Origin of the sequence: Paenibacillus sp. FSL L8-0158 (assembly GCF_038592965.1) — a bacterium.
Taxonomy (GTDB): Bacteria; Bacillota; Bacilli; order Paenibacillales; family Paenibacillaceae; genus Paenibacillus; species Paenibacillus polymyxa_D.
In genome coordinates this window covers 5,160,001-5,182,155 of record NZ_CP151949.1, presented here as the reverse complement: position 1 = coordinate 5,182,155, position 22,155 = coordinate 5,160,001, and the positions used below count along the sequence as shown (strand labels likewise).

Genomic DNA, 22,155 nt, shown 5'->3' with positions numbered 1-22,155 from the left:
TAGGCGGAATGTAGATTCACTGACAGTTGCATTAGAAATTGACATTACCGTTTCAACAGTTGAGCGTGCGGAAGGAGAAGTAAGTTTAATGTTAGGGTTATCTTTTTTTAAGGATATTTATTTAAATAGGAGATTGATTTTGCAGTTATCTGTGAAGGATCTAAAAGACAAATATCTGGGATCGTATTTAGGCTTTCTTTGGGCGGTAATCCAGCCAACTATCTCTATACTGATCTTCTGGTTTATATTTCAAGTTGGTTTCAAGTCTATGCCTGTTGATAATTATCCGTTTATTCTATGGCTTGTAGCGGGGATCATCCCGTGGTTTTTTTTCTCGGACGCCATTATGAATGCTACAAACTCAATAGTGAGCAATGTCTTTCTTGTGAAGAATGTAGTATTTAGAGTTAGTTTGTTACCTATTGTGAAAATAATATCTCCATTAATTATTCATTTGATTTTTTTGGTTTTAATGGTATTGATGTTTTGGGGATACGGCTATCCACCGAATATATATTTTTTACAAATCTTTTATTATCTTTTTGCTATGTCCGTTTTCTTACTTGGTATTTCTTGGATCACTTCTGCACTGGTTATTTTTCTTAAGGATGTAGGGCAAATATTATCGATGTTATTACAATTCGGATACTGGATAACTCCTATTTTATGGTCTCTAAAAATGATACCTGGAAAATATGAATTCCTTATTAAGTTGAATCCTATGTACTACATTATAGAAGGTTATAGGAATAGCTTGATTTTTAGAAGCTGGTTTTGGGAATATCCAAGGATGAGTTTGTATTTTTGGTTTGTGACTTTATGTTTTCTGTTTATTGGTGCTTTTATATTTAAGAGATTAAGACCTCACTTTGCAGATGTGTTATAAGGAGATATTTGAATATGAGTATAGCTATACAGGTAGAGAATATTTCAAAACAATATAAATTATATGAGCATCAAACGGATAGACTTAAAGAAGCAATTAACCCATTGCGTAAAAAATATCATACGGACTTTTACGCATTAAATGATGTGAGCTTCCATGTTAATAAAGGTGAGTCTTTAGGGATCCTTGGGAAAAATGGTTCTGGGAAATCGACTTTACTTAAAATAATTACAGGTATCCTAACCCCAACCCGCGGTACAGTGAAAATTAGCGGTAAGATTGCTGCTCTGCTGGAATTGGGGGCAGGTTTTAATCCTGAGTATACGGGGATTGAGAATATATATCTTAACGGTATGCTTATGGGATTTGAACGAGCGGATATGGATAAGAAAATAGAAAACATCCTTTCCTTTGCGGATATTGGAGATTTTGTGTACCAGCCTGTAAAAAATTATTCGAGTGGGATGTTCGCAAGACTGGCATTTGCCGTAGCCATAAATGTAGAACCTGAAATTCTTATAATTGACGAAGCATTATCAGTCGGAGATATATTTTTTCAGCAAAAATGTTTTGAGAAAATAAAGACCATGAAGAATAACGGAGTAACTATTTTATTTGTTAGCCATGATGTTACCAGCATAAGTACATTATGTGACCGATGTGTTTTGTTGAATAAGGGAGAAGTTTTTTCGCAAGGTGAGCCTAGAAGGATCATTAACGATTACGTGAAACTGTACAATACTAACGATGAGATCACCAAAAAGATAGAAAGAGTCAATAAAATGGTCAAGAAGGAATCCTCCTTGGTGGACATTGTCAGTGAGGCTTCTTCGGAAGAATACCGATATGGTGATGAAACCGCTATGATAAAAGAGATCGAGTGTATAAATGAGGAAGATCCAGAGAGCCAGTGGCTCGTTTATACGTTGGATTCTTTTAAATTGAGAGTTACCGTGAAATTTTTACAGGATTGTGAGAACCCTGTTCTTGGATTCTATATCAAGAACAAGAAGGGGCTTGAAATGTATAGTGGCAATACTCACTATCTTGATCAAAATATAGGACCTGTAAAAAGTGGAGAAGAAATTGTTGTGACTTTTTCGCAAAAAATGTATCTTGCCCCGGATGAATATATAGTTTCGGTAGGATTATCTGATTATGTAGAAGGAATAAGCCGCCCACTGGATAGAAGATATGATGTTAACAAGATAACCGTTAAGTCGGAAAGGACTGTAATAGGTTTGATGGACATGGATTCTACAGTTGAAATCATTAAAGGTGGTTAATTATGAAGAAAATTGCTCAGGTCGGTACATTTAATGTTGATAATTTAGGTGATCTGCTTTTTCCTGTAGTTTTCGAAAAAATTGTGGGTGATATTTATAGTCATTCGAACGAGGCATATGAAATCAAGTTTTTTAGCCCCAATTGTATGCAATACACACCGACCTACACAGATCAAAAGCAAGTGGAGGATATTATACAATTTGATAATTACTCTTTCGATAAGGTTTTTATTGGTGGAGGCGATTTGTTAAGGTCAGATGACTGGTCTATTAATAGTCTTTATGAAGAGAGTAGACTTAGCTTCAGTAATATTATTTCTCCTACTGATGCTAGTATCGGGAATTGTTATACAATTGGTTTGGGTGTTCCCTTTCAATTAGGCGAGGGATTCTCAAGATATGTAAAAAATTCATTTGCCAGATTTAAAGCTGTATCAGTAAGAGATCAGAGATCAAGCAAATTTCTATCAGATGTTGGCATAGAAAGTGAAATTGTACCTGATTTGGTATTGAGCATTTCTGAATACTTTCCTAAGGCATCTCTTGAATCCACTTTGGGCTCTTTAGTAACTGATGGCCAACATGTATTCAAAAAAGGAGAGTACATTGTATTCCAGGCTAACGAAAATGTGATCTCCAAGGAAGAGGTTAAAGACGTAGCTGTTTTGCTCAATAATATCTCCAGAAGCCTTGGTGTTCCTATCGTACTCATTTCAATTGGCGAATGTCTTGGGGACAATGAATTATATGATCAGCTTGCTCCTCTACTTGTTGATTCTTATATAATTAATAAGAAAAATACACCTTCTTTAGCTTTGATGGATAAGGTGGGTATTTTAGCAAATGCAAAAGGTTTTATTGGATCGAGTCTTCACGGAAATATCATTTCATACAGTTACGGCGTCCCTCACGTGACTTTTTCCGGTGAGTATTCCACGAAGTTAACAGGCTTTTTTGAACTCATCCAAAAAAGTAATTACTGTCTGAGAAAACCAGTCTATATGCTGGATAAGGCAGAGTATATAGTTGATTACTTTAAGACTGGATTAGATAATACTCATGAATTTAAGGATCTTTCTAACAGGATATTTAACTTTGTAAAAAATGCCCTACTTGATCTTTCTGAAAATAAAAATGCTTCGTCTTACTCTAAAAAACTGGATCAGCTATATAAGGTTGAACAAGCTATAATTAATAAAAAAGAGTTGGAAGTGTCATCTTTGTGGAAGAGAGTCAATATGTCTGAGAACATGTTGCAGGAGACACATGCTCAGAACAAAGCTTTATGGGAACGCGTTAACAGTACTGAGACGCTCCTGTCTAAAGAGAGAGAGCAGATACACAAGCTGTGGGAACGAGTAAACCAAAACGAGTCCAAGAATAGTGAATTGGAAAATAATATTAGCTTAGCCCAGAGTAGTATAAAACAATTGACTGAAAAACTAGAGAATCTTCAGGAGCAAAAAAACGTATTAACGGATGAGAATGGAAGGCTCTTGCTGATCGAAAATGAGTATAAGAATGTAATGAGCAGTTTTATATACTATTTAAAACATAAAAAAAATAAAAAAGGGAATTTATAACCATGAATGAATTAAACCAATTAGCCTCTGTAATTATTCCCACAAAAAACGGAGGAGATATATTCAAAAAAGTATTGGTGGAAGCTCTGAATCAGGATTTGGGAGCTCCTTTTGAAATTGTTATAGTAGATTCGGGGTCCTCTGATGGAACAGTTGAATTTATACAAGGTCTGCAAAAACAAAATGAAAACATTGTTCTAAAGCAAATAATGCCCAAAGAATTTGGACATGGAAAAACAAGGAATCTAGGAGCCTCTTTGGCCAGGGGTAAATACCTTGTGTTTATTACTCAAGATGCTTTGCCCTACGATCAGTTTTGGTTGAAAAACCTGGTTTCGTGCTTTGATTTAGATGAGAACATAGTGGGTGTATTTGGTAGACACTTGCCTTATGATGATTGCGATATTTTTGAAAAGCATAACATCATAACACATTTCAACAACTTCGGTACAGAAACTACAATATATTATTTGGATGATCAAGAGAGATACAACAGAGAAGAAGGATACAGACATTTATTATGTTATTATTCCGATAATTCCTCTGCAATGCGTAAAGAGATTTGGGATACAATTCCTTATCCAGAAGTTGATTTTGCCGAGGATCAGCTGTGGGCAAGGCAAATAATTGAAAGGGGGTATAAGAAGGCTTACTCTCCCCAATCAGTAGTTTACCATTCACATAATTACACGTTTAAGCAGCAGTTTAAACGCTATTATGATGAGTATAAGGGCCTGTACCGAATTTATAATTACGCTTCTGTTAAGAGTGTTTTTTTATTGCCGGCATATATAGCTAAGCACTTTATAAGTGACGTAAGGTTTCTGCGCCATAACACCAATATAAGTCGAAAAAGAAAGCTATACTGGGCTGCTTACTCTTTAGTTAAAAATACAGTAAGGTACTCAGGCGCCTATTTAGGAGTTTTGGGAAACAAGTATACGTCACTTAATCGGTTGTTTTCAAGAGAATACAAATTAATAAATAAGTAATAATGAGGGCTGATCATGTATAATGTGTTTCTTTATAATGCTAAAAAAGCAGCAAAGATTATTCAGTCGCAAGGAGTTATAAAAGGCAGCAAAACCGTGATCTCAAAAATAAAGAAGAAAAATGAGATTGCTGTAACGAAGAAAAATGTTTTTAAGTTCTATCATTATTTGTTACTGGAAAATAAAGCAGCTAAATTAAGTGATAGGCTTGGAAATGAGTTGAGCCTGGCATGGTTTATTCCTGACTTTGGGATCGGATCAGGCGGCCATCTGAATATTTTTAGAATTGTGTATTTATTAGAGAAATTAGGTGTTAAATCAGATATATATATTTGTGGTGGATCTCAATGGGGGGATTCAGCCAGTGTTAAAGGGATTATTGGGAATTACTTCTTTCCATTAAAGTCTAATGTTTATATACTTGATGATAAAGTTGATGTAAACATCGAATATGATGTTGCTGTTGCGACTTCTTGGCAAACAGCCTATTATGTTAGATCTTTTGATAATTGTGTGAAAAAAGTATACTTTGTGCAGGATTTTGAGCCTTATTTTTACGCTCCAGGAAGTGCATATTCATTTGCAGAACAAACCTATAAATTTGGCTTCTATGGAATAACGGCAGGTGACTGGCTTAAAGAAAAGCTGGCGTCAGATTACGGTATGGTCTGTGAAAGTTTCAGTTTTTCATATGAAAAAGATCTTTATAAGCCACAGGGAAAACGAGATAAGGACATACGAAGAGTGTTCTTTTATTCTCGGCCACCTACAGAGCGAAGAGGCTTCGAGCTGGGGATTTTAGCTTTGAACGAATTTTGCAAGAAAAATCCGAACGTTGAGATTGTTATGGCTGGGTGGGATGTTTCTGAGTATGAGATACCCTTTAAGCATTTTAATGCTGGTGTAGTCAGAATTGAAGAATTATCACATTTGTATGCTCAGTGCGATGTATCATTAATTCTATCTTTTACAAATCTGTCTTTATTACCTTTGGAATTGATGGCGTCTGGATGCCCAGTTGTAATTAATCAGGGTAGAAATAATGACTGGATCGATCCCGATAAGAATATGTTTATTTATGTAGAAGATGACGTGAATGAAATTGTGGAGGCCCTCGATCAAGTTGTGAATAAAAAAGTAGATGTTCAGATTCTAATGGATAATGCCAGTGATCTGCTGGAGAACTCATCCTGGGAAAAAGAAGCGGAAAAAATTCAAACGTATCTCTTTAAAATATTGGAGGGTTAAATGGAACATGTTGTGATCATTGGTTGTGGATATCTAGGTTCACATTTGGCCAATTATTTTCATGAAAAAGCTTGGTCTGTGACGATTATAGGCAGAGACTCAGAGTACTCGCATTTGCTTTCAGAAGGAATAAGATTTGTTGGAGCTAACATAAACGATATGGAAGAACTCCAAAAATATATTAAGCAAGATGACATTGTTTTGTACGCAGCTGGTTCAATTAACGCAACAAATATGTTTTCAGATGTGTTAGCAGACATAGAGTCTTATTATACTTCTTTTGTAAAACTTATTGAATTCTGCAGCTATGTTAAAGTGAAAAAGTTTGTGTTTTTATCCTCTGCTGGAACAGTATATGGCAATACCTTGGCCCGAGCCAAAGAGGATGATTCAATGAATCCAATTAATATATATGGGTTACAGAAAGTCTTTTTTGAAAATTTAATTAAAATTAAACACAATGAAACCAATAATTTGCCTTATCTTATTTTGAGGGTTACTAATCCTTATGGGGGATTCCAAAATCCCAATAAGAAACAAGGAATCATCCCAGTCTTAATTAATAAGGCACTTAATAATGAAGAATTTATATTCTGGGGTAATATTCAGGCTGTTCGCGATTTTATATTTATAGATGATTTTCTGGAAGCGACTTTCCATGCGATTAAGCTGGCTGACCAAGAGATATTAAATATTGGCAGTGGAGTAGGCACATCTATAAGTCAGGTTATTTCAATTGTCGAGCAAAGAATGAATCAGAAAATAAACATTGTATATAAAAATAAAGGTCAAACTACAATTATAAAAAATGTGGTTAATACAGATAAACTGGTTGGCTTAACAGGGTATAGTCCATCAACAACAATTGAAGATGGGATAGCCTCTATTATTAAAGGGACAAAAAATAAGTAGTTGCTTTTCTCTATCTATACATTTAAGTTGTGAAAATAAAATATTTGATAAGAAGTAGGCTACTATAATAGCAGTTGAATTATTAAACTGACTTTTTATATAAGGGATGTGAATGGAAATATACATACTATACTACTGTATCAATCTCTCATAATTATTTACTGAACGAAGGTGCTTAAGCACATAACTCTATGCATTAATTGCACTAAATGCGGATTGCTCTAGAATAAGGAGTTTTACAACTGAAAAGGAGAAATTAAGAAGTGAAAAAGGAACGCATTTTTGTCTGGATATTAATTGCGTCTTTTGTGAAAGGAATTATATGGGCAATTGTAATACCTCCTTTACAAACGCCCGATGAGCCTGTACATTTTGAATACGTTCAGTTCATGGCGGAAAATAATAAAGTCCCAATTCTGAAGGAAGAGGCGAAACATTCCTCAGAAATGGAATTATTTTACAAAACCGTTGATTTGAACAATATAGCATATCATGCAGAAAATAAATATAAAATTAATGAAAATTTATTTAAAGAGTTATCTGATAATCCACAAAGTTATGACCGAAATTCTAACGGCAGTTCAGTAGCAGCGGGATATCCTCCTGGTTATTATTTTTTTGCTGCATTATTCTATAAAGTTTTTTATTTCTCTTCAATTTTTGATAGGTACTACGCAGTTCGCTTTTTTTCAGTGTTATTAGGAGTATTAGCAACAGCTATTACTTATTTAATTTCTAGTAGATTATTCGATAAAAAAAAGAATATTGCTATAACTTTATCTGTATTAGTTAGTTTCCACCCGATGTTCTCTATGGTTGGTATTGCTGTAAATAATGATATTCTAATGAATACAGTCACCATGGCAATTATGCTTTCACTTATATATATTATTGATTCCCCTACAAGAAAAAGGCTTCTTTTTACTGGTGTGCTTTTGGGATTTGGCCTAATTATTAAGCCTACAATGGTATTTGTGACTGCAATAGCGCTATCACTTATATTAGTATATTTTATCAGTAAGAAGTTTAGTCTTCAATTTTGGATAGAATCTGCTGTGTATTTATTCGTTCCAATTCTCATTATTTATTTACCATGGGGACTATTTAGTTTCAAACATTATCATTCATTTACCGGGGGAATAGGAATGCAGCCTCCTGGTGATCCAAATGTAGGATTGCACTGGTATATTGTAAATGCTTTTTTAATAAAAGAAGCAATGCTCCGTTCATTTGATATATGGGTTGTTTCTTTTTGGGCAAACTTTGGTTGGTTAGATACAAGATTTACATCTAGAATAATTTATAAAGTCTTGGCTTTAATATCTTTAGCTAGTGTAGTAGGTTCAATATACGGAATAATAAAAAGGAAGAAATATTATAAGACTGTTGCGATGTGTCTTATTATCGTGATATTGAATTTTATTTTTTTGTACTTGGTCGAAATCCAATATTTCATGCGGTTCCATAACTTTATGCTGCAGGGAAGATATCTATTTACCTCCTTGGTGCCTATTAGTATTATTATAGTTGTGGGAATAAGTTATCTATTTCCTGAAAAGTTGAAGAACTATGTGTTTTACTCATTATGTCTACTTATGTTTTTATTTAATGTCTCCTCGTTAGATATTATTATTAGTAGGTATTATTAATATATTCCGTGCTACACTATCTATCACTGTAAATTTATTACCTGCTGGGAGCTAAGGGGATAATGATGATTAAGTCAAAAAAAATTCTACTGATTATTCCTGCCTACAACGAGGAACGAAGTTTAGAAAAGCTAATTTCTTCAATTAAAAAATTAAATAATTCTCAGTTGCATATACTGGTCATTAATGATTGCTCATCAGATTCAACTGCAGTCCTATGTGAAACTCTTAATGTACCGACAGTTAATCTGCCCTGTAACTTAGGTATCGGTGGAGCGGTGCAAACTGGTTATAAATATGCGTTTTATAATCAGTTCGACATAGCTGTACAGGTTGACGGAGATGGGCAACACAATCCTGAATACTTGGAAAATTTGGTAAAACCATTGATTAATAATGAGGCAGATCTAGTTATAGGGTCTCGTTATATTAATAAAGAGGGCTTTCAGTCATCTTTTATGAGAAGAGTAGGTATCATATATTTCTCTAAGATGCTCAGGGCGTTAACTGGTCAATGGATAACTGATCCTACTTCCGGATTTAGAGCATGTAATAAAAAGGTTATTGAAGTTCTTTCTAAGAGGTATCCTATGGATTATCCTGAACCTGAATCAATCATGTATTTAAAGAGGAATAATTTCCGTATTAAAGAAATTCCAGTTAATATGGAAGCAAGACTTGAGGGTAAATCATCAATTACTTCTTTAAAGTCAATTTACTACATGACAAAAGTCTCCTTGGCAATTTTAATTGATAGACTAAGAAATCAAATAGTTTAGGAGTAGTTATGATATCTATTAAATTACAAATCATACTAATTGCGGGAGCGATCATTTGTTTTCTGGTTTTATTGAATTTGTTACGTAAATATAGAATGGAACTAAAGTATTCAATGCTTTGGATCATAGCAATGATAGTGGTTCTTATTTTATCAGTTTTTCCAAGTTTATTTAACTATGTTTCTGGGGTTATGGGTATTGAAGTACCTGTTAATGCTCTTTTTTTACTTGCTATTTTTGGAGTTTTTGTTATCATGTTTTCTCTAACAGTAGAGGTGTCCAAGTCTACAATAAAAATAAAGGAATTATCTCAGGAATTGGGCTTAGTCAAGCACGAATTAAAGAAAATTAGGGATAATGAAAGGGAAAACTAGTATGCTAAAAGGACCTACGCTAGTTAATTTTTTATTACTAGTTCTCAATGTAATCATGCTATGTAGTGGACAAGTTTTTTTTAAGCTGGGGCTAGAGAAAATAGGGGGAGTCAGTCTAAGTAATGCTTGGAAAGCTTTATTTGTTCCAAATATAATTATTGGCTTGTTATTATACGTTTTTGCTACATTGATTTGGTTCGTTGTATTGTCTAGAATGCCTTTGAGTGTTGCTTATCCAATTCAGAGTTTAGCATATATTTTTGGTGTTATAGCAGCATTGTTTATTTTTCATGAGCCTGTATCTATTATGAAATGGGTTGGAGCAACAATAATTTTAGTAGGCGTTTTTGTGATAGCATTAGATTGAATTTACACTTTATGGAGGTTTGTGATGAAAGGTATAATTCTTGCAGGAGGTACAGGCTCGCGTCTATACCCCTTAACCAAAGTAACAAATAAGCATTTATTACCAGTTGGTAAATATCCAATGATTTTCCATTCCGTTTCCAAGCTCAAGCAAGCTGACATACACGATATTCTTATCGTTACAGGTAAAGAGCATATGGGAGATGTCGTTAACCTTCTTGGCAGTGGTCGTGAAATGGGCGTAACATTCACTTATAAAGTTCAGGATGAGGCAGGTGGGATCGCACAAGCTCTTGATTTGGCTGAACAATTTGTAGGTGATGATCAGATGGTTGTTATTTTGGGCGATAATGTATTTGAAGATGACATTGCACCATTTGTGGACAATTTCCGTAATCAAGTCACGGGTGCGAAGATCCTTCTTCAACAGGTACAAGATCCACACCGTTTTGGAGTGGCCGAGCTTCAAGGGGAACGGATTGTATCTATTGAAGAGAAACCTAAAGATCCAAAAAGCAATTATGCTGTAACAGGAATTTATATGTTTGATCATAGTGTGTTTGAAATTGTAAAAACACTTGAACCTTCAGCTCGTGGAGAACTTGAGATCACTGACGTCAACAATGCATATATTGCTAATGGAACATTGACATATGATGTTCTTCAAGGATGGTGGACAGATGCGGGAACTCATCCATCTCTTGCACGTGCTAATGAATTGGCCAAGGATATTGTCTTTGGTGAAGAATTTGGAAAATTAAAGCTTTAAATAAAGGGAGGATGCGGACTTATGAAGGTAATCCCTTTGAAACTGGAAGGTGCAAAAATAATAGAACCGGTGGTCCATGGTGATCATCGTGGTTATTTTATGGAAAGCTACAATGAGCAGATCATGAAAGACAACGGTATTGACCATGCTTTCATTCAGGATAATCAATCGTTATCTGTAGAGACTGGAGTTATTCGTGGCTTGCATTATCAGCTTGAGCCAAAAGCACAAACAAAACTCATTCGTGTGATCTCAGGAGCCATCTATGATGTGATTCTGGATATTCGTAAAAGTTCCCCGACATTCGGTCAATGGGTTGGGGTGATTTTGAGTGAACACAATAAACGTCAATTACTGGTCCCTAAAGGTTTTGCTCACGGATTCTGTACGCTTGTGCCTAATACCCAGGTGTTTTATAAGGTAGACGAATATTACTCACCTGAAAATGATCGTGGAATTCTGTGGAATGATCCTGTACTAGGGATCGATTGGCCAACTTCTCATGCTATTCTTTCAGAGAAAGATCAGAAGCATCCAGCACTGGCCGACGCAGATATTAATTTTGATTAGAGTAATAATAAGATTTAGGAGGTCTGTATGAAACTTCTTGTCACCGGCGGGGCCGGATTTATAGGTAGTAACTTTGTATTGTATATGTTAAAACAGCATCCAGAATACGAAATTGTAAATATCGATGCGCTTACCTATGCAGGTAATCTGGAAAATTTAAAATCCATCGAAAATCATCCCAATCATACCTTCGTGAAAGCAGATATTACCGACGCGCAAGCGATTGACCAATTGATGCAGCAGGGCATCGATGTGGTGGTGAATTTTGCGGCAGAGTCGCATGTCGATCGAAGTATTCTGGAACCGGAAGTGTTTGTGAAAACAAACGTATTGGGTACGCAAGTGCTACTGGACGCAGCCAAGAAATATAACGTGACCAAGTTTGTACAGGTATCAACAGATGAGGTGTATGGTTCTCTCGGAGAAACAGGATTGTTTACGGAGGAAACTCCGTTGCAACCTAATAGTCCTTATTCTGCATCCAAGGCAGGCGGCGATTTGCTAGTTCGTGCATATCATGAAACCTTCGGTTTACCAGTGAATATCACGCGTTGTTCTAACAACTATGGTCCATATCAGTTTCCTGAGAAATTGATCCCGCTAATGATCTCTCGTGCACTGAGCGATCAACAGCTACCTGTATACGGGGATGGCTTGAACATTCGCGATTGGTTGTATGTAGAGGATCATTGCAGCGCCATTGATCTGGTCATTCATCAGGGTAAACTGGGTGAAGTATACAATATCGGGGGAAATAACGAGCGGACAAATGTGCATATCGTCAAAACGGTATTGGAGGAGCTGGGCAAGCCAGGATCTCTGATTTCGTATGTGCAGGATCGTCCAGGTCATGACCGCCGCTATGGCATTGATCCTACAAAGACCATGAATGAGCTGGGCTGGAAGCCAAAGCACTCTTTTGAAACCGGCATTAAAGAAACGATTCGCTGGTATTTGGACAACGAAGAATGGTGGACTCGCATCCAATCTGGCGAATATCAACAATACTATGCAAAGCAGTACGGTTCCCGCTTGGGGGATGCGTAGAATGAAGGTATTGGTCACTGGAGCATCCGGGCAACTTGGTAAAGACGTAGTAAAGGTTTTTCAAGAGCAAGGACATGATGTCCTTGGTTACGATCGGGAACAATTGGATATCACGGATTTGCAGCAGACTGTGAAAATTGTAGGACACTATCAACCTGATGCCGTAATCCACTGTGCAGCGTATACGGCTGTGGATGCAGCGGAGACCGATGTAGACGGGGCTTATCAAGTCAACGCGGCAGGTACACGTAATATGGCTCTGGCAGCGGAAAAGGTTGGAGCCAAGCTGGTTTATATCAGCACAGATTATGTGTTCGATGGAACGGCAAAACAGCCATATCATGAGTACGATAATACCAATCCACAGAGTATCTACGGAAAGTCCAAACGTGCGGGAGAAGTGTTGACCCAAACACTTTCCTCCAGGTACTTTATTGTTCGTACATCTTGGGTATATGGATTGCACGGGAACAATTTTGTGAAAACGATGTTGAAGCTTGGAAAGGAGAAGCCGCTCCTCCAGGTGGTGAATGATCAGAAGGGTTCACCTACCTATACGGTAGATTTGGCACGTTTTTTGGCGGAATTGATTCAAACGGAGAAATATGGCGTATACCATGCATCCAATAGTGGTTTCTGTACCTGGTATGAATTTACGCAAGCTATTTTACAGGATGCGGCGGAAATATTAGATGCCAAGATCACAGCAAAATTGGAGCCATGCAGCACAGAGCAATTCCCCAGACCAGCAGTGAGACCACGTAATTCTGTTATGGATCATATAGCGATCCGAACCAATGGATTGAATGATTTGCGCGACTGGCGTAAGGGATTGCGTGATTTTTTGCAGGAGTATCTTAGTAAATCCGAGTAATTAAAACTTTATTATAAATATCAACAATCTCCCATCAGTTCATGATTGGGAGATTTTATTATATTAAAGTCTATGTTGATTAAGGACGATGAGCATTATAATGTATAAGCAGATGGAACATATTGTCCCGCTATTACACAATTTAAAAGAAGGAGGTCATTACTCTGAACAGACCTATCATACAAATTTTATTGTCTACATATAATGGAGCAGCTTATTTAGATGAGCAAATCGAAAGTCTCATCAATCAAAAAGACGTAGAAGTTCAGATTTTAATTCGTGATGATGGCTCGACAGATGATACGGTTGCCAAGTTGAACGCCCTGAAGCAACGTTATCCTCAACAGATTATTTTATGCCTCGAAAGCAATGTAGGGGTTATTAAAAGCTTTTTTGATTTGATTCAAAGATCGTCTGAGACATTCGACTATTACGCTTTTTGTGATCAGGATGATGTATGGATGCCGAACAAACTTGCTCAGGCTGTTGCTCATCTCAGGGATCAGGATGGGAGCCGCCCGCTGATGTATTGTTCTGCTACACAAATGGTCTCTCAAACATTGGAACCACTTAAAGTATGGCCAGCTGACATCCCCCGACCTGTATCCTTCTATAATGCTCTCATTGAGAATGTATGTGTAGGTTGTACCATGGTGATCAATAAAGAAACACTCCAACTCGTGAAAAAGAGAATTCCGATTTCTTTGGATAACATTATCATGCATGACTGGTGGATTTACTTATGCACCTCCTCTTTTGGTGAGGTTGTTTTTGACCCCGAGCCGTCTATTTGGTATCGGCAGCATCAAAACAATGTGTTGGGAGGTTCTACCGATGGCTGGGTTAGCAAGTGGAAGAAAAGACTAAATAGATTTCTAAAAGGAAAAAATCGCTATATTTTAAGCAAACAAGCCCAGCAATTTATTCAACTTTATGGACAAGACATGTCTCCTCAAATGTATAAAGATATGGATCAATTCTTGGAAAGCTACCAAAAAGGCGTATTTTCTCGTGTGAAATATATTTGGCAGTCACCATTTTATAGGCAGTCACGGTTAGACAACTGGATTTATAAGTTGGTTTTCGTATTGAGGAAGTTATAGAGGTATGGAAAGAAAAAATATTGAAACTTTTTTCCATATATAAGCGTCAAATAGTCAAAGGTGCAAATGAATACTAGATAAAATACCATCGAATGCGTGTTCCTTTTTGGAAATATATAGTATAATTGAAACGTGCAACCGATAGAGCTGGCAAGGGCGGTCGGCTAACTCTCCCGAGGAGGGGGGTGAAGCCTGTGACAGTGTTTGAGGCGCTCAGTTTAATGCTGACGTTCGGGGCGTTAATCGTCACACTGTTAGAGTTTAACAAACGAAAATAGACCGCCCCCGCAAGGAAGGGTCTATTTTCGGCCTGATTGTTCCAAAACCGTCCGCTCTTGGAGCGTTGGTTGCGCAGGGGCTGGCTGGCACCAGCCCTTTTTCCATGTATATCTTACCACGATGGATTTTAGACCTCAACCGAGGATTTTACAAAAATCTAATAAGTGGCTTCCGATGAACAATATATAGATCTAAATGGTTTCGTTCGTCTATATTTGCACTTTGGAGCGACTGGAGTCGAGTTTTGCATTATCCTTCTAAACTATGTAAGGTTACAAGTTATGTGCTTTTTTGCGCGCCGTAGTCTGCGCGGTATGCTATAATAGGCGATAGTAGAATAGATTACTGAATTTGTCAGGAGCGTTTTAAATATGGATGTAAGCATACTGGTCGTCAACTATAATACGTGTCAATTGACGCTGGATTGTTTGCAGTCGGTGTATGCGTCAAAGTCGCAGTGCCGATATGAAGTGATTGTTATTGATAATCACTCCAGTGACGGATCTGTTGAGGCTATTCGTGCTGCATACCCGGAGATTACGTTGATAGCCAATAAGAATAATACAGGTTTTGCCAAGGCGAACAACCAAGGGATGGAAGTAGCCAACGGGCGTTATGTATTGTTGTTGAATTCCGATACGTTGGTGCAACCGGACACGCTGGATACAATGATTCAGTTTATGGATACGCATCCGGAGATGGGGGCATCGGGCTGTAAGGTTATCTTGCCAGATGGCTCGCTAGATAAGGCTTGTAAGCGAGGATTTCCAACGCCGTCAGCTTCTTTTTACTACGCTTTCGGCTGGTCGAAGCGTTACCCGGATAACCCAAAGTACAATCAATATCAGCTTGGGCATCTAAGCCCGGATGATGAGTATCCAGTAGATGTACTGGTAGGTGCTTTTATGCTGGTGCGCCGGGAGACAATTGACCAGGTCGGGGGGTTGGACGAAAGCTTCTTTATGTATGGTGAGGATATTGACTGGTGCTACCGGATTAAGCAAGCCGGGTGGGGCATTTACTACTACCCGCGCACATATATTATTCATATCAAAGGGGGCAGTGCTCGCCGTCGTCCTTTGAAAATTATTTATGAGTTTCATAGAGCTATGTGGGTATTTCATCGTAAGCATTATAAACAGCAGTACAGTTGGATCACCAATATGGCTGTATATGCGGGAATTAGCATAAAATTTGGAATGGCCTTTCTAAAAAATAAGTTGTCCGCACCGGTCAAGCCGGACGGCGGGGAACAATCTCGTACTGAGGTGAAAGCATGATACGCAGAAATCAGCGTTTTTTAACCCAATTATATATTGTGGCGGATTTCGCGGTCATTCAGTTGTCCTTTCTGATCGCTTGGTTTTTCAAATTTGAAAGTGAGTGGATCACCTATACAGAACCGCTTCCTATTCAAGTATATGGAGGCTGGAGCTTAATTTACGGCCTGATTGCCGTAGTGCTGGGGATGTTATTTTCGCTCTATTCGCCCAAACGCAAAAAACGATTTGCAGATGATGTATTTCGCGTTACCCAGATTCATATCGTTGGCCTGTTCGTGCTGTTGAGTGTGATGTTCTTCGTGAAACAAATCGACATCTCGCGGTCCTATCTGGCAATCTATATGATTGGGAACGTGCTGCTTATTTTGTTTTATCGATTTTTCTTGAAGCAAGTTCTTAAAGCTCTCCGTCAAAAAGGGTACAACAAACAATTCATGCTTATTCTCGGGGCGGGTACTCTAGGCCAGCGATTTTATCATAACCTTGGACAGTATCCTGATCTGGGATACGAGGTAGTGGGTTTTCTGGATGATAAGCGGCATTGGAGTGAAGAGGAAGAGGCGCATTTCCGCCCGATTCTTGGAGGCTTAGATCAATTGGAGGCTACGCTGTCGCGTCTGATGATTGACGAGGTCATTCTGGCGCTGCCGCTGGATGCTCATGATAAGTATCCCAAGATTATCAACATGTGTGAAAAGGCTGGAGTGCGCACGCTTATAATCCCCGACTTTTTCGATTATTTGCCGGCTCGCCCGTACTTTGATAACTTTGCAGGTATGCCGATGATCAATGTACGGGATATTCCACTGGATGTAGCGGGGAATCGATTGTTTAAGCGCCTATTCGATATTTTATTCTCTTTATTTGCCATTCTCCTGACCTCTCCGATTATGCTAGCAGTAGCGATTGGTGTGATGATTACATCCAGAGGGCCAATCATTTTTAAGCAGGAGCGGGTAGGCTTGAATCGTCGCACCTTCCGAATGTACAAATTTCGTTCGATGAAGGTGTTACCTCCTGGAACTGAAGATACGGGCTGGACGACTGCTAATGACCCAAGACGCACACGTTTTGGTACTTTTATTCGTAAAACGAGTCTCGACGAGTTGCCGCAATTTTTCAACGTTCTGCTCGGCGATATGAGTGTCGTTGGTCCACGCCCAGAACGACCCTATTATGTGGATCAGTTCCGTGAGGAAATTCCAAAATACATGGTGAAGCATCATGTTCGTCCCGGGATCACAGGCTGGGCACAGAGCAACGGATTGCGTGGAGATACATCTATTGAGGAACGGATTAAGCATGACATCTTCTATATAGAGAACTGGTCGCTCTTATTCGATATTAAAATTATTTTCCGTACGATTCGCAATGGTTTCAAGAACGCGTATTAATCCAGAGTCACCCTTCGGCTGAGCCGAAGGGTGTTTTTGCGTCTGGTAGTTGTTTTGAGTATGCGTATGTGGGGTATTGACCTGTACGAAAAGGATGTGACACCCTATGAAACAACTAATTGCTGCGGTCATTCTTTTAATGTTAATCAGCACGTTTTTACTGGCATACAAAGGACAATCTACAGAAGAACATACTGGCTTTACCACGCACCACGTCATTTCGCATGCCATGGGAGCCGTTAATGGTTTGGCCTATACTAATGCGCGTGAAGCGTTTGTGGAAAATTATAAAAAAGGCAGCCGCGTATTCGAGGTCGATCTGATGTTTACTTCGGATGGACATTTGGTGGCGCGCCATGAATGGACGGAATCTTTTACAGAGCAAATGCAACAGGAACACGCAGTTGCTACAGAACAGGGAGGAAAACCTTGGAGCTATCATCAATTTAAGAACACCCCCATACACGGTTCCTATACCCCAGTAGATTGGAAGGATGTATTGGATTTATTGGAAACATACCCGGATGCTTATATTGTGACCGATACGAAAGAACAGGACCCTGCCCAGATCAAACAGTTGTTTGCGCAACTGACCCGCCAGACCCAGGAGAAAAACCCCGAGCTTTTGTCCCGTATTGTTCCTCAAATTTACAATGAAGAAATGCTGCAAACGTTGCGGAGTATTTATCCCTATCCATCCGTTATTTATACGCTCTACGCCACAGAGGATAAAGATGACCAGATTATTCGATTTGTACAACAAAATGATATAACGGCAGTAACTTTACCAGAGAATCGGGTGAGTGGTGCTCTAGTGGAAAGTTTGCGTCAGGCCGGGGCGGTATGCTACGTAAATACCATTAATGAGTTGAAGGATGCGGCTGAGTATGAACAGATGGGTGTGCAAGGTTTCTATACAGATATTTTAACGGAAAAAGAACTTAGTAAACGCAGTTGGTTGTATGCGCTACGACCCTGAGTTGTTTGAACGGGGTGTTCCCATTTGATACGAACATTGACACCTTTTAAGCACTGTCATAGACTTAGCATAGAACGCTTTTGGATATTGGAATTCGGCTCGACTGAATCATGACAAAAGCAATGGATGCTGGAGGAATGTGTGTTGGCAGATTCAATTCAATCATGGAGGCATGTGTTTAAGCTTGATCCTGAAAAGGAACTGGATGATGAGGCGCTTGACGCCGTGTGTATATCTGGTACGGATGCGATTATGGTAGGAGGTTCATCAGGTATTACCTACGAAAATACGGTGGATTTGCTGTCAAGGGTTCGGCGTTATGAGGTGCCGTGTGTGCTTGAGGTGTCCGATCTGGAAGCTGTAGTACCAGGATTTGATCTATATATGATTCCTATGGTACTGAATACCGCTGACAGTAATTGGATTCTAGGACAGCACCAACGTGCGATTGAACAGTTTGGTTATATGATCCCTTGGGATTTGCTTGTGACGGAAGGATATATTGTTTTGAACGGTGATTCTACAGTCGCTAAGCTTACCGGAGCAGATACTTCGCTGGATGCTTCATCTGCCACCTCATATGCACAGATTGCTGACAAGCTCATGCATCTGCCGATTGTATATGTGGAATATAGCGGTGCTTTTGGGGATATGGAGCTGGTGCAAAAAATACATCGCAGTACGGAGCGCTCTCAGGTCCTATACGGGGGAGGTATCGTGGATAAATCTACCGCGTTACAAGCGGCTGCTGTTTGTGACACCATTGTAGTAGGAAACATCATTTATCGTGACTTGGCGAAGGCGCTGGAGACGATAGCTGTGAAATTGGAAGTATAGAACGTGATTTTATGGAAGTTCAGGGAAAGGAGCATGCACGCATGCAATCAATAGATATACACGAGGCGGTAGCTCGCCTTAATCCGCCTCAGCGTCAGGCTGTGGAGGCGGTAGATGGTCCACTGCTGATTATGGCTGGCGCAGGCAGTGGTAAAACACGGGTGCTCACGCACCGAATAGCCTACCTCATCGCGACCCGCAAGACGGCTCCATGGGGTATTTTGGCGATTACCTTTACGAACAAGGCAGCGCGTGAAATGCAGGATCGCGTATCCAAGCTGATTGGCCCACAGGGGAGAGATGTATGGGTATCCACCTTCCACTCGATGTGTGTGCGTATTTTACGTCGGGATATCGAGCGGATTGGCTTCACCTCCAATTTCAGCATCTTGGATTCTACGGATCAATTGTCTGTCATTCGGAGCTGCATGAAGGATCTGAATATAGACACCAAAAAATTTGAACCCAAAGCGGTTCAGTCTATGATGAGTACGGCAAAAAATGAACTGATCACTCCCGAAATGTATGAGCGCAAGATTGGCGACTATTTTGAGGGGATTGTGGCGAAGGTATATACCAAGTACCAACAACGGCTCAAAAATAACAACTCTCTTGATTTTGATGATTTGATCATGGCAACGATTCAGCTGTTTAAAGAAGTACCTGAGGTACTTGACTTCTACCAGAAGAAATTTCAATACATTCATGTTGATGAATATCAGGATACGAACCGTGCGCAGTACATGCTGTGCAAAATGCTGGCCGACAAGCATCACCGGATTTGCGTAGTAGGTGACAGTGACCAATCCATCTATCGGTGGCGGGGTGCGGATATTAGCAACATTTTGAATTTTGAAGAGGACTACCCGGAAGCGCGTACCATTTTGCTGGAGCAGAACTACCGGTCCACCTCGAATATTCTCAATGCTGCCAACGAAGTCATTGGTCAAAATACAGGCCGCAAGCCGAAAAAACTATGGACTGACAAAGAAGGCGGCGCCAAGATTAAAGTTTACCGTGCTGATTCTGAGCATGATGAGGGTTACTTTATCGCTTCGGAAATTCATAAGAATATTAAGGCGGGCAAAACCTATAGCCATCATGCCGTTTTGTACCGTACGAATGCTCAGTCTCGGGTTGTCGAGGAAATTTTGATTAAATCGGATATTCCTTATCAGATCGTGGGCGGTATCAAGTTCTATGATCGTAAAGAAATTAAGGATTTGCTGGCGTATCTTCGCCTGCTCTCCAATCCTGACGACGACATCAGCTTGATCCGAATCATTAATGTGCCAAAACGAAGCATCGGAGACACAACCGTCGGTAAATTGCAGGCAGCTGCAGCGGAACGTGGAGTTTCGATTTTCCGTGTCCTACAAGTGGTAGACGATTTGGGCTTTGCAGGACGTACGCGCAATGCGTTGGTAGAGTTTTACGATATGATCGAAGGTTTAAGTCGGATGGTAGACTACCTGTCGGTTACCGAGTTAACAGAAAAAATGCTGGAAACCACCCAATATCGATTGGAACTGCAAAACGAAAATACACTCGAGTCACGCTCGCGTTTGGAGAATATTGATGAGTTCCTGTCGGTAACCATGGAATTTGAAAAAGGTGCGGAAGACAAGTCACTCGTCTCCTTCCTGACCGACCTTGCTCTGATTGCCGATATTGATTCCATGAATGACGACGAAGAAGAGCAAAGCGATGCGGTTGTATTGATGACCATGCATAGCGCCAAAGGTCTGGAGTTTCCCATCGTATTTATTGTCGGTATGGAGGAGGGAGTGTTCCCGCATAGTCGTGCCTTTCTGGATAACGAAGAACTGGAAGAAGAGCGCAGATTGGCGTATGTGGGGATTACCCGTGCAGAGGAGCAACTGTTCCTTACATGCGCACAGATGCGTACTTTGTTTGGCCGCACCACGGCCAACCCGCCTTCCCGCTTTCTTGAAGAGATTCCAGACGAGTTAAAAGAGGATACGATCATCAAACGTGACCGCTATCGTCGTTCAGGCAATGTAGGCGGATCTTATGGTGGGCGTGGACTGAATAAAGGTAGTGGCAGCAACTTTGGTGGAGAACGCTCGTTTGACACAATGAGCCGCAGTGGTTCGTCCGCTTCCGCGTCACCCCGCGTCACCGTAACGACATCTTCATCCGCGAAACCGACGCCGGCTGCTTCGGCAGGAGGCCCCTCCATTTTTGCTGCTGGAGACAAGGTACAGCATGGCAAATGGGGAGTTGGAACCATTGTCGCAGTAAAAGGGACTGGTAATGATATGGAGCTTCAAATTGCTTTCCCGGCTCCAGTAGGGGTTAAACGACTGCTGGCTGGCTTTGCACCTATTACAAAAGTAGAATAAATCTCAAACATCACTAAATCTCGAACCTCATGAGTGGCAGTTTGGCTTAGCCTCTGCCCTGATGAAGTTCCCGGAGGGATACGCCTGCATGAACCCAATGCACAGGATGGAGCAGCTTGTTGCTGAACTGAACACATATAACTATCATTACTACACACTGGATGAACCCAAGATCAGCGACAAAGAATATGATGTGCTTTATGACGAGTTGGTAGCGCTCGAACAGACGAGCGGTCTTGTGCTGCCGGATTCGCCGACACACCGTGTGGGCGGGGAGTTACTCAAAGGTTTCACATCACATCGCCACCTCGCTCCATTATGGAGCCTTGATAAAGCTCAGAATATGGAACAGCTGCGTGCATGGAACGCGCGTGTCGTGAAGCTGGTCAATGATTATAATACTAAGAACCCGGAGTCACCTTTGCCATCTCCAGGCTATGCCATAGAACTTAAATTCGATGGACTGACGCTGAACCTGACGTATACAGATGGACAGCTTGTACAGGCTTCTACCCGCGGTAATGGGGTGGTGGGTGAGGGAATACTGGCACAGGTAAAGACGATTAAATCCGTGCCACT

At 39.8% G+C, this 22,155-nt stretch carries 21 protein-coding genes (1 of these 21 only partly in view); all 21 read left to right on the top strand.

The window, feature by feature from the left end; translation table 11 throughout:
- The first annotated feature begins 88 nt into the window (after positions 1-88).
- Entirely contained in the window at positions 89-886 is a 798-nt protein-coding gene (locus NSQ68_RS23010; protein ID WP_342427269.1) for an ABC transporter permease, read from the top strand.
- A gap of 14 nt (positions 887-900) precedes the next feature.
- Positions 901-2,172, top strand: a complete 1,272-nt coding sequence (locus NSQ68_RS23005; protein WP_342427268.1) for an ABC transporter ATP-binding protein — start codon at positions 901-903, stop codon at positions 2,170-2,172.
- Between the two features lie 2 nt (positions 2,173-2,174).
- Positions 2,175-3,755, top strand: coding sequence for a polysaccharide pyruvyl transferase family protein (locus NSQ68_RS23000; RefSeq protein ID WP_342427267.1), 1,581 nt, complete (start codon positions 2,175-2,177; stop codon positions 3,753-3,755).
- A gap of 2 nt (positions 3,756-3,757) precedes the next feature.
- The gene (locus NSQ68_RS22995) at positions 3,758-4,747 is read left to right on the top strand and encodes a glycosyltransferase (RefSeq protein WP_342427266.1); all 990 of its coding nucleotides are present in this window, start codon (positions 3,758-3,760) and stop codon (positions 4,745-4,747) included.
- A 15-nt stretch (positions 4,748-4,762) separates the two neighbouring features.
- The gene (locus tag NSQ68_RS22990) at positions 4,763-5,995 is read left to right on the top strand and encodes a glycosyltransferase family 4 protein (RefSeq protein WP_342427265.1); all 1,233 of its coding nucleotides are present in this window, start codon (positions 4,763-4,765) and stop codon (positions 5,993-5,995) included.
- Positions 5,996-6,907, top strand: a complete 912-nt coding sequence (locus NSQ68_RS22985) for an NAD-dependent epimerase/dehydratase family protein (protein ID WP_342427264.1) — start codon at positions 5,996-5,998, stop codon at positions 6,905-6,907.
- A 263-nt stretch (positions 6,908-7,170) separates the two neighbouring features.
- Positions 7,171-8,556 carry a DUF2142 domain-containing protein gene (locus NSQ68_RS22980; RefSeq protein ID WP_342427263.1) on the top strand — a complete coding sequence of 462 codons (1,386 nt, stop codon included), beginning with the start codon at positions 7,171-7,173 and terminating at the stop codon, positions 8,554-8,556.
- 62 nt (positions 8,557-8,618) lie between these two features.
- Entirely contained in the window at positions 8,619-9,335 is a 717-nt protein-coding gene (locus NSQ68_RS22975) for a glycosyltransferase family 2 protein (RefSeq protein ID WP_342427262.1), read from the top strand.
- Positions 9,336-9,343: 8 nt separating this feature from the next.
- Complete coding sequence (locus tag NSQ68_RS22970) at positions 9,344-9,709, top strand: DUF2304 domain-containing protein (protein WP_342427261.1); 366 nt, start codon at positions 9,344-9,346, stop codon at positions 9,707-9,709.
- A 1-nt stretch (position 9,710) separates the two neighbouring features.
- On the top strand, positions 9,711-10,076 hold the full coding sequence (locus NSQ68_RS22965; RefSeq protein WP_342427260.1) for an EamA family transporter: 366 nt from the start codon (positions 9,711-9,713) through the stop codon (positions 10,074-10,076).
- Positions 10,077-10,100: 24 nt separating this feature from the next.
- Positions 10,101-10,844, top strand: coding sequence for a sugar phosphate nucleotidyltransferase (locus NSQ68_RS22960; protein ID WP_342427259.1), 744 nt, complete (start codon positions 10,101-10,103; stop codon positions 10,842-10,844).
- Between the two features lie 21 nt (positions 10,845-10,865).
- Entirely contained in the window at positions 10,866-11,414 is a 549-nt protein-coding gene (gene rfbC / locus NSQ68_RS22955; RefSeq protein ID WP_342427258.1) for a dTDP-4-dehydrorhamnose 3,5-epimerase, read from the top strand.
- 27 nt (positions 11,415-11,441) lie between these two features.
- Positions 11,442-12,461: a dTDP-glucose 4,6-dehydratase gene (rfbB, locus tag NSQ68_RS22950; RefSeq protein ID WP_342427257.1), complete on the top strand. Its 1,020-nt coding sequence runs from the start codon at positions 11,442-11,444 to the stop codon at positions 12,459-12,461.
- Position 12,462: 1 nt separating this feature from the next.
- The gene (gene rfbD / locus NSQ68_RS22945) at positions 12,463-13,335 is read left to right on the top strand and encodes a dTDP-4-dehydrorhamnose reductase (RefSeq protein WP_342427256.1); all 873 of its coding nucleotides are present in this window, start codon (positions 12,463-12,465) and stop codon (positions 13,333-13,335) included.
- Positions 13,336-13,526: 191 nt separating this feature from the next.
- A complete protein-coding gene (locus tag NSQ68_RS22940) occupies positions 13,527-14,438 on the top strand; it encodes a glycosyltransferase family 2 protein (RefSeq protein ID WP_342427255.1) in 912 nt (303 codons plus the stop codon).
- Between the two features lie 650 nt (positions 14,439-15,088).
- Positions 15,089-15,997 (top strand): glycosyltransferase family 2 protein, encoded by a 909-nt coding sequence (locus tag NSQ68_RS22935; protein ID WP_342427254.1) that lies wholly within the window; start codon positions 15,089-15,091, stop codon positions 15,995-15,997.
- Positions 15,994-17,394, top strand: a complete 1,401-nt coding sequence (locus tag NSQ68_RS22930) for an undecaprenyl-phosphate glucose phosphotransferase (protein ID WP_342427253.1) — start codon at positions 15,994-15,996, stop codon at positions 17,392-17,394. Before NSQ68_RS22935 ends, NSQ68_RS22930 begins: the two co-directional genes overlap by 4 nt.
- A gap of 106 nt (positions 17,395-17,500) precedes the next feature.
- Complete coding sequence (locus NSQ68_RS22925; RefSeq protein ID WP_342427252.1) at positions 17,501-18,373, top strand: phosphatidylinositol-specific phospholipase C/glycerophosphodiester phosphodiesterase family protein; 873 nt, start codon at positions 17,501-17,503, stop codon at positions 18,371-18,373.
- Between the two features lie 126 nt (positions 18,374-18,499).
- Complete coding sequence (locus NSQ68_RS22920) at positions 18,500-19,210, top strand: heptaprenylglyceryl phosphate synthase (protein WP_342427251.1); 711 nt, start codon at positions 18,500-18,502, stop codon at positions 19,208-19,210.
- A 41-nt stretch (positions 19,211-19,251) separates the two neighbouring features.
- Positions 19,252-21,576: a DNA helicase PcrA gene (pcrA, locus tag NSQ68_RS22915; RefSeq protein WP_342427250.1), complete on the top strand. Its 2,325-nt coding sequence runs from the start codon at positions 19,252-19,254 to the stop codon at positions 21,574-21,576.
- A gap of 88 nt (positions 21,577-21,664) precedes the next feature.
- Positions 21,665-22,155, top strand: partial view of an NAD-dependent DNA ligase LigA gene (ligA, locus tag NSQ68_RS22910; RefSeq protein ID WP_342427249.1) — the beginning only. Its footprint extends 1,525 nt past the window's final position; only the first 491 of its 2,016 coding nucleotides appear in the window; the start codon lies at positions 21,665-21,667; its stop codon lies off the right edge, out of view.

Bases quoted from the DNA above. Each gene is read 5' to 3' on its own strand.
- NSQ68_RS23010 (WP_342427269.1), top strand. From the start codon at position 89: ATGTTAGGGTTATCTTTTTTTAAGGATATTTATTTAAATAGGAGATTG.
- NSQ68_RS23005 (WP_342427268.1), top strand. From the start codon at position 901: ATGAGTATAGCTATACAGGTAGAGAATATTTCAAAACAATATAAATTA.
- NSQ68_RS23000 (WP_342427267.1), top strand. From the start codon at position 2,175: ATGAAGAAAATTGCTCAGGTCGGTACATTTAATGTTGATAATTTAGGT.
- NSQ68_RS22995 (WP_342427266.1), top strand. From the start codon at position 3,758: ATGAATGAATTAAACCAATTAGCCTCTGTAATTATTCCCACAAAAAAC.
- NSQ68_RS22990 (WP_342427265.1), top strand. From the start codon at position 4,763: ATGTATAATGTGTTTCTTTATAATGCTAAAAAAGCAGCAAAGATTATT.
- NSQ68_RS22985 (WP_342427264.1), top strand. From the start codon at position 5,996: ATGGAACATGTTGTGATCATTGGTTGTGGATATCTAGGTTCACATTTG.
- NSQ68_RS22975 (WP_342427262.1), top strand. From the start codon at position 8,619: ATGATGATTAAGTCAAAAAAAATTCTACTGATTATTCCTGCCTACAAC.
- NSQ68_RS22970 (WP_342427261.1), top strand. From the start codon at position 9,344: ATGATATCTATTAAATTACAAATCATACTAATTGCGGGAGCGATCATT.
- NSQ68_RS22965 (WP_342427260.1), top strand. From the start codon at position 9,711: ATGCTAAAAGGACCTACGCTAGTTAATTTTTTATTACTAGTTCTCAAT.
- NSQ68_RS22960 (WP_342427259.1), top strand. From the start codon at position 10,101: ATGAAAGGTATAATTCTTGCAGGAGGTACAGGCTCGCGTCTATACCCC.
- rfbC (WP_342427258.1), top strand. From the start codon at position 10,866: ATGAAGGTAATCCCTTTGAAACTGGAAGGTGCAAAAATAATAGAACCG.
- rfbB (WP_342427257.1), top strand. From the start codon at position 11,442: ATGAAACTTCTTGTCACCGGCGGGGCCGGATTTATAGGTAGTAACTTT.
- rfbD (WP_342427256.1), top strand. From the start codon at position 12,463: ATGAAGGTATTGGTCACTGGAGCATCCGGGCAACTTGGTAAAGACGTA.
- NSQ68_RS22935 (WP_342427254.1), top strand. From the start codon at position 15,089: ATGGATGTAAGCATACTGGTCGTCAACTATAATACGTGTCAATTGACG.
- NSQ68_RS22930 (WP_342427253.1), top strand. From the start codon at position 15,994: ATGATACGCAGAAATCAGCGTTTTTTAACCCAATTATATATTGTGGCG.
- NSQ68_RS22925 (WP_342427252.1), top strand. From the start codon at position 17,501: ATGAAACAACTAATTGCTGCGGTCATTCTTTTAATGTTAATCAGCACG.
- NSQ68_RS22920 (WP_342427251.1), top strand. From the start codon at position 18,500: ATGCTGGAGGAATGTGTGTTGGCAGATTCAATTCAATCATGGAGGCAT.
- pcrA (WP_342427250.1), top strand. From the start codon at position 19,252: ATGCAATCAATAGATATACACGAGGCGGTAGCTCGCCTTAATCCGCCT.